The organism is Enorma burkinafasonensis, assembly GCF_902150035.1.
GTDB classification, from domain to species: Bacteria; Actinomycetota; Coriobacteriia; order Coriobacteriales; family Coriobacteriaceae; genus Enorma; species Enorma burkinafasonensis.
Genome location: NZ_LR597530.1, coordinates 1 through 10,779 on the forward strand (window position 1 = coordinate 1; position 10,779 = coordinate 10,779).

The following is a 10,779-nucleotide window of genomic DNA, read 5'->3' on the forward strand; positions in this document are numbered from 1 at the left end:
TTTTGTCCCCAAAGCCGACGAAACGCGACATGGTGTCACCTGGCGGCACTCGGCTCGAGGCGGCACCGAAAACTGGGTGTAACTGGAATGACGGGGCGGCAAAACTATAACCATCGAGTGGGAGTAGGCCGATAGGGTTCTGACCTGCATTTTTGAGTGCCGCACTGTGCCGCTGAGTTTCGTTTCGTACGAGAGTCATGGCAAAGCCACCAGCGATGTTGGTGAGTAAATGCGATAACCGAGCCTCCGTTCCCGCGTTGGGACGGAGGCTTTTTCTTTGTCGTTTTACTCCCTTTCACCTGCGATTTCGCAATTTACTCCCCCGTGTTTCAAGACGGCAAGGCACGGTGCGGCATTCGGAGGAACGGGAGTAAGGATTCATCCCAAGTGAGTAGACGCGCGATTTTTGTCCCCGAGAACGAATCGGGGCCGTTTTGGGGTCTGTGAAACTCAAATCGAACTCAATGGGCTTTTTGAAGGTCTCCGTATAGCGTTTCCCCAGTTGGTTAATGGGGAGTAAAGAATCTCGCCGTCTCAAGGAAAACGGGAGTAATCAGGGGAAATGCCGCTGCGTACTGCCGCGTACCGCCATGTAAGCCACCGCGTTTTTTACTCCCTATGTACGCCGGAAATGCCTTGGCATGCAATGGGGAGTAAAAACTCAGCAGACGCAGGAGCGGGCGGCGATCACCGCCTAGTCTGGCGTTCTGATTTGGTTGCGTTGATTGCAAAAAGCTAGGAGTCGCTACAGCGAGGCTTTCCAGTCCTCGTACTCGCTGTCGTCGATCTCGCCGTTCTCGAGCTGCGCGCGCTTCTCTGCCCACAGCTCGATTGCCATCGCGGCTTTGGGCGCGTGCGGCGCCATGGGGTTCAGGGAGAGGCCCGAGCCGTCGGCTGCGGGCACGATGCCGAAGGAGTCCTCGAGCCGCACGAGAAGCGACATGAGGTCGCCCGCGGTCTCGACGCCGTAATCCTTGAGGGCGTTGACGGAAACGACGAGCGCCGCGGAGATGGACTCCAGCAGCTCGGGCTTCACCGCGCGGATGCCGCTCTCGTAGTGGCGCACGGCCCCCTCGGTCAAGCCGACCGCCTCGGCGAGCTGCGCCTGAGTCATGCCTCGTAACTTGCGGTACCGCCTTATGTTCTCGCCTACGGACATGCGCCCTCCTCCTGGAATTACGTATTCGCACATCTTATCAGCGTACGCAAATGTACGCAATTCTATTGACAGTACAGATATGTACGTTTACTCTGAATCTGTAAACCGTACGTATATGTACGCTAATGATAGGAGGAGCCATGGACGAGAAGGTGGCGAAGACGCCGAGGCCGCACATGCTGGACGCCGACGAGGTCGCGGAGCTGCTGAGGATCAAGAAAGGCAGCGCCTACGAGGTGATCAGGAAGATAAACGCCGAGCAGGAGGCGCGCGGGCGCGTGGTGATCCGCGGGCGCGTCCGGAGCGACGTCTTCGACGCCCTGTACTTCCCGGAGGTGGACTGACATGCCGGTGTACAAGGACGACAGCAACGGCACGTTCTACGTGCAGTGCTACTACCGCGACGCCCGCGGCTCGAAGCGCCACAAGACGAAGCGCGGCTTCTCCTCCGAGGTGGAGGCCGCCGTGTGGGAAGGCCAGTTCAAGAGCCTTAACGGCGGGGCCATGGACATGACGTTCTCCGAGTTCGTCGAGGTGTACGCCTCAGAGGTGAAGCCGCGCATACGCGAGCACACGTGGATCACCAAGGAGTACATCATCAACGACAAGCTGGTGCCGTTCTTCGGGGACATGCGCATGTGCGACGTGAGGCCGATCGACGTCATCAGGTGGCAAAACGAGCTCACCGAGCACCGGGACGCCGACGGGAAGCCCTGGGCGCCGACGTACCTGCGCACGGTGAACAACCAACTGAACGCCATCTTCAACCACGCAGAGCGCTACTACGGCCTCACCGACAACCCGGTGCGCAGGGTCGACAAGATAGGCTCGAAGAAGGGCGGCGAGATGCAGTTCTGGACCAAGGACGAGTACCTGAGGTTCAGCGAGGCAGTCATGGACAAGCCGCTGTCGTTCCACGCCTTCGAGCTGCTCTACTGGACGGGCATCCGCTGCGGCGAGCTCCTGGCGCTCACTCCGTCCGACTTCATGCTGGAGAGCTCGCGGCTGCGCATCAACAAGTCGTACCAGAGCCTCCACGGCGTGGACACCGTTACCGACCCCAAGACGCCCAAGTCGGTGCGCACAATCGTCATGCCCGCCTTCCTGCGCGACGAGATGGCGGAATTCATAGAGCTCCGCGACGACGTCGCCCCCGACGAGCGCCTGTTCGCCGTGACCAAGCACTTCCTGGCCCACGAGATGGAGCGCGGGTGCAAGGCGTCGGGCGTGAAGCGCATCCGAATACACGACATACGCCACAGCCACGTGAGCCTGCTGATCGAGATGGGCTTCTCCGCGCTGGCCATCGCCGAGCGCATGGGCCACGAGGCGGTTGACATCACCTACCGATACGCGCACCTGTTCCCCACGAAGCAGGACGAGATGGCCGCCGCGCTCGACGGAGCGAGGGGGTAAGAAGGATGCCGTGCGAGAACAGCGCCCGCAAGCGCAGCAAGACGATGGCGTTCCGCTGCACGCCCGAGGAGCACAAGCTCATATGCGAGATGGCAGCTTGGAGCGGTATGAGCAGGCAGGACTACATCATCGCCAAGCTCACCGATACCCAGGTCGAGATGAGGCCCTCCGTGAGCGTTCAGAAGGCGCTGAGGGGCTCGATGGCGGAGTTGGCCAAGGAAGTACGGCTGGCGGTCTCCTACGGCGAGCTGAGCGATTCCCTGCAGCAGAGAGTCGAGCTCGTGATGAGGTTCTTCCTGGCACTCGGCGAGGGGGTTGACGATTCAGCGCCTGAACAGTTGCAGCGGGTCGCACCCCTGGAAGAGCCAGCGACAGCCGTAATGGATGCAGAATCCAACACCGCAAGCATCTTCGGAATGGGACGCGGTTAACACTCGTCTAAACGTAGACCTAGGGCTGCGATTCTTTAGTGCGATGATCGCAAAGCAAATAGTTAATCTTCCGGGAAAGGAAGTTAAGCGGTTCGCTCCTCGGCGTAGAGGATCTCGTTCTGCGCCTCCAGGATGCGCGCGGCGTCGCCGATGCGCTCGGCGCACCTCTCGCTTATCGACCTCAGGGCCAGGATTCCCTCGACGTCGAGCGGGTCCAGCTGGTCGGCGTGTGCCAGGGACTCGAGCAACTGGTCCAGGCCCCTCGCCAGCCTCCCGGCATCGCACACGGCATCAATCAGCTCCATGCGCTCCAACTTCTCTTCGTAACCCAACATCAGCTCGACTCCTTCTCTCAACGGACGTGTCGCGCAGCACCGTAGCCGTTCCATGTGGAGAGCCATCTCGCCGCCAGCGATCTCGTGCGCATATCGTCCGCAAGCGGCGCGGGAAAGCCGTCCGTCCCGATTCATGCTGCGGCACTTCAACCTGAGGTTACGCCGCCGTCCCCGCCACGACGTCGTCGTCAATCCCCGCAGGAGCCCAGCAACCGCCGACGGGCCGCATCCCACGCCCGGAGGGTCTCGGCGCCCACGCCGGATTCCATGCCGCACGCCTGCGCCCCTTTGATCCGAATACCCGCCCTGGCGCTCCTTGGACGCGCAGGGTCGCACGCCGGCGGGCGGCCAGCAAGGGTCGCGACACTTTTTCGGGTTCTTCGCCCCATGCGCTCCGCGCGCGAACAACGCGAAAAACTGCCGTCGGGAGATTTCTATATCCACGCCCGACTTCGCTTCCTCCCTTGCAGGCGCGCCCGCGCTGCATGCGACTCACGCGACGCAAGGCACGCCACAGGGGCGGGCCTTAAGAGTCTAAGGAGCAAGACATGAACGACATGAAGGAAAAGGCGATGGGCGCGGTCAAGGCCTTCCTCGAGCGCAAGGGCTACGAGATCGTCGACGAGGCCTGGCAGGGGCCCGAGGGCATCGGCGGGATCGACCTCGTGGCGGTGGACGAGGACGGGACCCTGGTGTTCGTCGACGCCACGGTCCGCATCGGGACGGACGGATTCCCCGAGGCCCACAGGGCGCGCGGGCTGCGCGAGGCGCTGGCGGCGACGTGGCTCTCCGGCAACGGCGACGACTACGCCGACACCCCGGTCCGCTTCGACGAGGTGGCGATGATGGTCGTCAAGGAGAACCGAGCGCTCCTGCGCCACCACGTCAACTGCTTCGGCGAGATGGAGCCGCTCTCCTAGGCGGCGCGCCCGGTCCCGGGCTCCCGGGGCCGGGCTTTTCCCGAATCCGGCCCCTGTACCACGAAAGCGTACATATCCGTACGTTTTCGTGGTACACTCCGCTTGTCGGACAAATCCGTACGGTTTTGTCCCGACGCTCCGAGACTCGGGGCGCGCCGGACCTGATGCGGCGAGGCGCGCCCCACACTAGAGAGGACGCGACCCATGCGCACGATAGCCATTTCCAACTACAAGGGCGGCGTCGGCAAGACGACGACCGCCGTGAACCTGGCGGCGATCTTCGCCGCCCGGGGCCTTCGGACCCTGCTCGTCGATCTCGACCCGCAGGCGTCTGCCACGGACTTCTTCGGCCTCTACGACCGGGCGGCCTCCGAGCGCCGCACCTCGGTCGAGCTGCTCTACGGCGGCGCCCCCGTGGAGGAGGTCGCCTACGCCGCCGGGGAGGGCCTCGACGTGGTGGCCTCGACCATCGACCTCGTCGACCAGAACGAGATGCTCCTGCGCGAGCAGCGACTCAAGTTCGCCCTCGACGACGCCTCGGGCTCCTACGACGTTTGCCTCATCGACTGCAGCCCCGTGATGCGCAGGCTCGCCTTCAACGCCTACCTCGCCGCGGCGGAGGGCGGCATGGTCGTCATCCCCGTCAAGCTCGACTCCACCGTGATGCGCGGCACGGCGCTCACCGTGGAGGCGACGCACTCCATCGCGGACGCCCTGCGCATGCCCACGCCCAGATGGAAGATACTGCGCACCTGCGTGCCCGGCCGCATGACCAACGCCGAGGCCACGGGCGCGGCCGTGCTCGACGGCTTCTTCCCTGGCGAGCAGTTCGAGACGGTCATCCACGCGAGCAGCAAGGTCTGCGAGGGCAGCTGGCAGTGGAAGCCGGTGGCCGCCTTCGAGCCGGGGAGCCGCCCCGCGCGCGACTACGAGGCGCTCGCAGACGAGGTGTCCCGTGAGCTCGCCTAGCCAGGTGGCCGCGGGCTTCACTATCACGGGGCTCCTCGACGGCGCGTCGCGCACCCGCGGGCGCTACCCGGTGTCCGAAATCGCGGTGGCCGACATCGCCGACCACCCGGCGAACGCCGCCTACTCCATGGACCCGGCTGGCATAGCCGAGCTCGCCGAGTCCATACGCGAGGACGGCCTCACCGACCTGCCGCTCGTGCGAAAGGTCGGCGACGGCTCGTGGCAGATGGTCTCCGGGCACCGGCGCAAGGCCGCCTACGCGCTGCTCGCCAAGGACGACCCCGCCTACGAGAAGATGCCCTGCCGCGTGATAGAGGGCATCGACGACGAGCGGGCGGTGACGCTGCTCCACGCCGCGAACTACTTCACCCGCGCCCTCACCGTGACCGAGCGCGCCGCAGCGACGGAGGCGCTCAGGGGCGACGCCGTGCGCCTGCGCTCCGAGGACCCGTCGCTTTCCGGCATGCGCGTCGACGACGTGAAGGCCGCCATCATCGAGCGGCAGACGGGCCGCAAGGTCTCCGGCAAGACCATCGCGCGCGAGGAGAGGCTGGCCCGCCGCATCGCCGAGGACCTCTCGCCCGAGTGGGCCGCCGAGGCCGACCGCGGCAACCTCAGCGCCGAGGCGGTGCGCTCGCTCGCGGGCATGCCGAAGGAGCGCCAGGCGGAGATGCACGCCGCCATGGAGCCCTGGCGGCGCACCAAGCGGGAGCTCTCCGACTACGTGAGGAGCGAGGGCAAGACGCAGGCCGGCCCCGACGGGCGCATCGCGAAGGCCGCGAGGCTCGTCGCCGACTTCCTTGAGAGCCCGCCCGAGAGCCCGAGCGCGGCCGACCTCTCGCTGCTGCGCGAGATGGCGATCATGACCGCGCCCTACGCGGAGGCGGGCGGAGGAGCCCAGAAGGTTCGAAGAAGGGCCTCAGGTTCGAAATCCAGCAAGTAGCCTATGGCGTCCGACATCGCGTCGGGCGTCCATAGCACTTGGGGACCGGGCGGCCTCGGACCCGTCATGCCGCGGGCCGTTGGGGAGCCCGCTTACGCGAGGCCCGGTCCCAGAGGCGGCGCCCGAGCCGGGCTGCCGCCTGCGGGGGATCCCCCGCGCCCCTAGAGAGACGCGCCCGCCGCGCGGCGGGCCCGAGGAAAGGAATCCGCCATGGAAGAGGAAGCCGGCGCCGCCAAAGGCAAGGAGCGCCGCGTCACGTTCCGCATGGAGGGAGGCGACTACGACGCGCTCTGCGAGCGGTGCGAGCGCGCGGGCCTAAGCAAGTCGGAGTACCTGCGCTACCTCGTGCGCATACCGCTGGCGACGGAGGCGAACGCGGGAGACGAGCATCGCATACTCGTCGACCGGAAGGCCCTGTGGGCGATGTCGCGCGAGCTCACGAAGTGGGGCTACCACTACAACCAGGCCGTGCACGCGATGAACCTCATCAACTTCCATGCGCGCCACGGGCACGTCGACCGGGACCTCGTCGCGGAGAGCATCCCGACGATCGAGCGAGAGCTCGCCGACGTGAACGCCGCGGCCCGCGAGATGGCGGCCGAGCTCGGGCGCATCGGGGCCGACTCGCTCGTGGAGGGCTCGCCATGCCGATCCTGAAGCCGATAAGCGGCCACGGCTCGACGGGCGGAATCCGCCGCTACCTCGAGAAGGGAGGCCGCGCCCTGGCGCGCGACCTGTTCAACCTGAGCTACGACGAGCGCGACGGCGGAGCGCTGGGAGACGAGGCCAAGGAGGCCTGCGCCTGGGACGCCGAGATGGACGCCACGCGCGCCGCCTTCGGCACGGACGCCCCCTGGAGGGGAAAGCCCGCGCGGACGTTCAAGCACTTCGTGCTCTCGCCGGACCCCGGCGACGATATCGACCTGGCGGCGCTGCGCGAGCTCGCGTGCTCGTGGGCTCTCAAGCACTTCGGCGACCACGAGATCGCCATCGTGTACCACGACGACAACGCCCGCGGCATACCGCACGCGCACATCGTCGTGAACAACGCGAATCTCCGCACCGGCTACCGCATGCAGACCCAGCACCCCGAGGACCTCAACCGCGACCTTCAGGACATGGCGCGCGAGCGCGGGCTGTCGGGGCTCTCCAACGACCGAGCTCCCGAATCCCCCTCGAGGGCGCGCGGGCATGCCGGCGCGGGCGGGCCCAGGAGCCGCAGGAGCGTCTACCTGGGCCGTGCCGAGAAGGAGATCATGCGCTCGGGCGGCTACTCGTGGGTCGGCGACATCCGCGCTCGAGTCGCGCTCGCCAAGACCACGGCGCGCGACGAGGCGGAGTTCCTCGGTATCCTCGACGCCCTGGGCGTGCACGTCGCCGACAACTCGGCCAAGGCGAGGCGGGACGACTGGGTGTTCAGCTTGGCCGAGGAGCCGTCCAAGAAGGTCAGCGGCGAGCGGCTGGGATTCGTCTACGGCAAGGAGATGCTGCGCCGCCGCTTCGAGCGCGAGGGGGCCTACCGCCCCACGGACGCGAGCGCCGCGCGCATCCGCGAGGCCGCCGAGCGAGCCCTCGAGCTCAACGACCTCTCGGAGCTGAGCAGGCTCTCCTCGGCGCTCGAGACCTGCGCGAAGTTCGACGTCGAGTCCATCGAGGAGTTCGGTCTCAGGATGTCGACGCTCGAGCGGCGCGGCCAGGCGGGCGGCGAGGGGTACCGCCGCCTCGAGGCCGCCCGCGCCTACATGGCAGAGAACGGGCTCATGCCCCTCAAGACCCGATACGGGAATGATGGCGGGCGCGGTGCGGCCGAGGGGAGCTTGCGCGACGGGCGCCGCGGGGACGAGCAGCAGCGCATACTCGCCGCCGAGCGGCAGCGGGCCCAGCAGGACCAGCGCAGGGAGAGGGGCCGGAGATGATGGTGAGGATAGAGTACGAGGGCGGCAGGACGACGCTGTTCGACACGCTCTCGTTCACGGAGGGGTCGCCGTTCTCCGGCGCGAACATGCTCACGGAGTTCGAGCTCGAGATGCGGGAGGAGCCCGAGAAGGGGCTCTGGCTCACGGCGAACTGGCACCAGGTGCGCGACGACTGGCGCGCCGACGCGCCCGCGGACGGCATCCCGGCGGCGCGCAGGTCCCGCGGCTGGCGCTTCATGCTGGCCTCGGAGGCCGAGCTGGGGCGCGCCCGCCGCGTCCTGCTCGACGGGGACGAGGCGTTCGCCCGGGTGCGGGGGTACCTGTGCGACGCGGCAGCGATCGGCGCCTGCTACCGCGAGTACGTGGGCCCTCCCTCAAAACCGCTGAAGTCGCAGATAAGGGACCTGCAGCGCGCTCTGGGGAGGGCGGAGGTCCCGGGCGTGCCCGACGAGCTGGCGAGGCTGCTCGCGCAAGAGAAGGAAGAGGGCGCCGAAAAGGGCGCCCGCAAGGTCAAGGAAGATTGGGGTGACGTCGATGAAGAGGCTTGGTAGGTTCCTCATGGCGGCGCTTAAGGTCACGCTGGGCTTTTTCGTCTGGCTGTTCCGCGCCGTGTTCAAGTGGGTGATGTGAGAAGAGGCGGGCAATTGCCCGCCTCTTTCCGTTGTGCGATTTCGATTTCCCACGGCTAGTCCCGGTCGTCGTCGCCGGCTGCGCAGCAGGCGTAGGCCGTGAGCGTGAGGAGCCCCATGAGGATCCCTATTCCGAAGGGCGCGAATCCCATGCTTCCACCTCCTTCGCGTAGACCACGGTGCGGGAGTTGCTCGTCTGGTAGCTGCACGTCACGAAGGCCCAGGCATGCGCGGCGTCCGAAGGCTCTTCCAGGACGACCTCGCAGCGGGACAATTTGTCCCCGAGGTAGGCGTCGAGCTCCGCAGCGCCGGCGAAGTCGGTCCGCTTGCCCTCCGAGCTCGCGTCGACCACGTCGGCCGCGAAGACCTCGAGCTCGATCTCCTTCTCGCGGGTGTAGACCCGGATGGTGCGGTGCCCCTCGGCGAAACCGCGCGACGAGTACTGCGCGAGCGGCGCGAACATGGTGCCGTCGGACATGTGGTGCCCGTAGACGATGACGAGCGGGCTCTCGGCTCCCTGCGCGCAGCCTGCGTCGATGTAGGGAGCGCCCCATGCGGAGCGCTCGCCGCCGGCGTCGTGCGTAAGGTAGAAGTCGGGCGATTCGGGCCAACCCTGGACGATCGGGTAGTCGACGGTCGTGCCCGGCACGCGCACCCATGCGACGACGGAGGCGGGAAGGGCGTCCCAGTCGATTCCGCCTCGCGCCTCTTGCGCCCCCATCGCCGCGTCCTCTTCCGCAGCGGGCACCTCGTGCACCACGTACGGGTTCCTCTCGGGCTGCGGCAGGGCGGCGAGCGCCGCCAGCGCCAGCAACGCCACTGCGACGGCGAGCGCCGTGGCGGCTTTCCCTTTGTTCATGTCCTCCCCCGTTCGCAGGGGAGGCCCCGGGCGGGCGCCCAGGGCCTCCGGTTCGGTATCGATGCGGCGCCGCTACTCTTCCGGCTCTTCGACAGGCTCTTCGGCCGCCTCATCCTTGCTTGCGCCGGCCGTCTTGCGCTTGCGGTACGCGAGCGCCCCGCCCGCGCCCGCCGCAGCTGCCATAGCGATGCCTGCGGCCACGGCGTAGCCGGTGCCGTCGGGGGCGTCGGCCCCGGTCTTGGCGTAGGGCTCCTCGGGCACCTCGGGCGTGTCGGGGTTGTCCACGACGACGCTCTGCTCGGCGGAGTCGATGTCCTCGTGGACCGCGACGACGTTGCCGGCGGAGTCCAGGACCTTCTCGAAGACGACGAGCTCGTCTCCCTCGGCCAGGCCCTCGGTGTCGAACTCGAAGGTCACCTCGACGGTGCCGGAGGGCGCCTCGGGCTCGAAGGGCGTGCGCGCGGTCACCTCGTTGCCGTCCTTGTCGAGGAACGGCTCTCCGGTGCCCTTGTCCATGAGCGTGCCCACGGCGATGTAGGTCTCGCCGGGGACGAGGCCCTTGTAGGCCACCGTGTCGACGACCTTGGCCTTGCCGGCCTCGATGACCTGGTCGCCGTCGGCGGCGTCAGCCACCTGCGTGCCCACCTCGACGGCGACGTGGACGGTCTGGCCCTCGTCGGAGAGGTCCGCGTGCGACGCCACCTCGGCGCCGTCCTTGCGAAGGCTCTCGAACACGACCAGGTCGCGGCCGCCGAGCAGGCTCGCGTCGAAGGAGATCTCGACGTCCTGGCTGCCCGTCGAGAGCGCGGGGACGAACTCTGCCTTGGCCCCCACGGGCATGCCCGAGGCGTCGGCCACGGGCTTGCCGGTCGCCTTGTCGACGAGGGTTGCCGAGAGCTCGTATTCCTCGTCGGCCTTCAGGCCCTCGTAGGCGACCGCGTCGACGACCTTGGCCACGGCGTCGGCCGAGACGTCCTTGTCGCCGTCCGCCCCGTCCTTTGCCGTGGTGGAAATGCGCGGGCCCTCCTGGTCGTCGAGGCCCATCCACACGGCCTTGGCCACCGTCGAGTCGCGATCGATCCAGAAGCTCCTGGTGATGAGCTCGAGGCCCTCGTTGGCATCGCAGCGCAGCTCGGTCATGGTGTAGGCGCCGTACGGCAGGGCCGCCAGCGAGTCGTCCACCGGCGCCGAGGAGCCGTCCT

Annotated in this window: 13 protein-coding genes; 9 read left to right on the forward strand and 4 right to left on the reverse strand. The window is 67.2% G+C overall.

Going from position 1 to position 10,779, the window contains the following annotated elements; genetic code table 11:
* Positions 1 to 745: 745 nt before the first annotated feature.
* Positions 746 to 1,159, reverse strand: a complete 414-nt coding sequence (locus tag FS885_RS09430) for a helix-turn-helix domain-containing protein (RefSeq protein ID WP_006681532.1) — start codon at positions 1,157 to 1,159, stop codon at positions 746 to 748.
* A 140-nt stretch (positions 1,160 to 1,299) separates the two neighbouring features.
* On the opposite strand from FS885_RS09430, the gene FS885_RS09435 reads away from it, so the two are divergent.
* From FS885_RS09435 to FS885_RS09445, 3 genes are read left to right on the forward strand one after another with little or no spacing between them, the layout of a single operon-like run.
* On the forward strand, positions 1,300 to 1,503 hold the full coding sequence (locus FS885_RS09435) for a hypothetical protein (RefSeq protein ID WP_006681531.1): 204 nt from the start codon (positions 1,300 to 1,302) through the stop codon (positions 1,501 to 1,503).
* 1 nt (position 1,504) lies between these two features.
* Positions 1,505 to 2,575, forward strand: coding sequence for a site-specific integrase (locus FS885_RS09440; RefSeq protein ID WP_006681530.1), 1,071 nt, complete (start codon positions 1,505 to 1,507; stop codon positions 2,573 to 2,575).
* A 5-nt stretch (positions 2,576 to 2,580) separates the two neighbouring features.
* On the forward strand, positions 2,581 to 3,006 hold the full coding sequence (locus tag FS885_RS09445) for a plasmid mobilization protein (protein WP_006681529.1): 426 nt from the start codon (positions 2,581 to 2,583) through the stop codon (positions 3,004 to 3,006).
* Positions 3,007 to 3,089: 83 nt separating this feature from the next.
* Here the strand turns inward: FS885_RS09445 and FS885_RS09450 are convergent, their stop codons facing one another.
* Positions 3,090 to 3,341 (reverse strand): hypothetical protein, encoded by a 252-nt coding sequence (locus FS885_RS09450; RefSeq protein WP_006681528.1) that lies wholly within the window; start codon positions 3,339 to 3,341, stop codon positions 3,090 to 3,092.
* A gap of 548 nt (positions 3,342 to 3,889) precedes the next feature.
* On the opposite strand from FS885_RS09450, the gene FS885_RS09455 reads away from it, so the two are divergent.
* From FS885_RS09455 to FS885_RS09480, 6 genes are all read left to right on the forward strand, one after another.
* Entirely contained in the window at positions 3,890 to 4,261 is a 372-nt protein-coding gene (locus FS885_RS09455) for a YraN family protein (RefSeq protein ID WP_006681527.1), read from the forward strand.
* 204 nt (positions 4,262 to 4,465) lie between these two features.
* Positions 4,466 to 5,230: a ParA family protein gene (locus tag FS885_RS09460; protein ID WP_144744807.1), complete on the forward strand. Its 765-nt coding sequence runs from the start codon at positions 4,466 to 4,468 to the stop codon at positions 5,228 to 5,230.
* Positions 5,217 to 6,173 (forward strand): ParB/RepB/Spo0J family partition protein, encoded by a 957-nt coding sequence (locus tag FS885_RS09465; RefSeq protein WP_144744808.1) that lies wholly within the window; start codon positions 5,217 to 5,219, stop codon positions 6,171 to 6,173. The genes FS885_RS09460 and FS885_RS09465 overlap by 14 nt, the downstream gene beginning before the upstream one ends.
* A 210-nt stretch (positions 6,174 to 6,383) precedes the next feature.
* Positions 6,384 to 6,830, forward strand: a complete 447-nt coding sequence (locus FS885_RS09470; RefSeq protein WP_144744809.1) for a CopG family transcriptional regulator — start codon at positions 6,384 to 6,386, stop codon at positions 6,828 to 6,830.
* Positions 6,818 to 8,089, forward strand: coding sequence for a relaxase/mobilization nuclease domain-containing protein (locus tag FS885_RS09475; RefSeq protein WP_006681523.1), 1,272 nt, complete (start codon positions 6,818 to 6,820; stop codon positions 8,087 to 8,089). Before FS885_RS09470 ends, FS885_RS09475 begins: the two co-directional genes overlap by 13 nt.
* On the forward strand, positions 8,086 to 8,640 hold the full coding sequence (locus tag FS885_RS09480) for a hypothetical protein (RefSeq protein ID WP_144744810.1): 555 nt from the start codon (positions 8,086 to 8,088) through the stop codon (positions 8,638 to 8,640). Before FS885_RS09475 ends, FS885_RS09480 begins: the two co-directional genes overlap by 4 nt.
* 205 nt (positions 8,641 to 8,845) lie before the next feature.
* Here FS885_RS09480 and FS885_RS09485 read toward each other — a convergent pair whose 3' ends face one another.
* Positions 8,846 to 9,577 (reverse strand): class B sortase, encoded by a 732-nt coding sequence (locus tag FS885_RS09485; RefSeq protein WP_144744811.1) that lies wholly within the window; start codon positions 9,575 to 9,577, stop codon positions 8,846 to 8,848.
* A 72-nt stretch (positions 9,578 to 9,649) separates the two neighbouring features.
* Positions 9,650 to 10,779, reverse strand: a 1,130-nt coding sequence (locus FS885_RS09490; protein ID WP_186365850.1) for a VaFE repeat-containing surface-anchored protein, incomplete at its 5' end; no start/stop codon positions are given.

Excerpts from the sequence above, each read along its gene's own strand:
- FS885_RS09430 (WP_006681532.1), bottom strand. The coding sequence starts at position 1,159 with ATGTCCGTAGGCGAGAACATAAGGCGGTACCGCAAGTTACGAGGCATG.
- FS885_RS09435 (WP_006681531.1), top strand. The coding sequence starts at position 1,300 with ATGGACGAGAAGGTGGCGAAGACGCCGAGGCCGCACATGCTGGACGCC.
- FS885_RS09440 (WP_006681530.1), top strand. The coding sequence starts at position 1,505 with ATGCCGGTGTACAAGGACGACAGCAACGGCACGTTCTACGTGCAGTGC.
- FS885_RS09445 (WP_006681529.1), top strand. The coding sequence starts at position 2,581 with ATGCCGTGCGAGAACAGCGCCCGCAAGCGCAGCAAGACGATGGCGTTC.
- FS885_RS09450 (WP_006681528.1), bottom strand. The coding sequence starts at position 3,341 with ATGTTGGGTTACGAAGAGAAGTTGGAGCGCATGGAGCTGATTGATGCC.
- FS885_RS09455 (WP_006681527.1), top strand. The coding sequence starts at position 3,890 with ATGAACGACATGAAGGAAAAGGCGATGGGCGCGGTCAAGGCCTTCCTC.
- FS885_RS09460 (WP_144744807.1), top strand. The coding sequence starts at position 4,466 with ATGCGCACGATAGCCATTTCCAACTACAAGGGCGGCGTCGGCAAGACG.
- FS885_RS09470 (WP_144744809.1), top strand. The coding sequence starts at position 6,384 with ATGGAAGAGGAAGCCGGCGCCGCCAAAGGCAAGGAGCGCCGCGTCACG.
- FS885_RS09475 (WP_006681523.1), top strand. The coding sequence starts at position 6,818 with ATGCCGATCCTGAAGCCGATAAGCGGCCACGGCTCGACGGGCGGAATC.
- FS885_RS09480 (WP_144744810.1), top strand. The coding sequence starts at position 8,086 with ATGATGGTGAGGATAGAGTACGAGGGCGGCAGGACGACGCTGTTCGAC.
- FS885_RS09485 (WP_144744811.1), bottom strand. The coding sequence starts at position 9,577 with ATGAACAAAGGGAAAGCCGCCACGGCGCTCGCCGTCGCAGTGGCGTTG.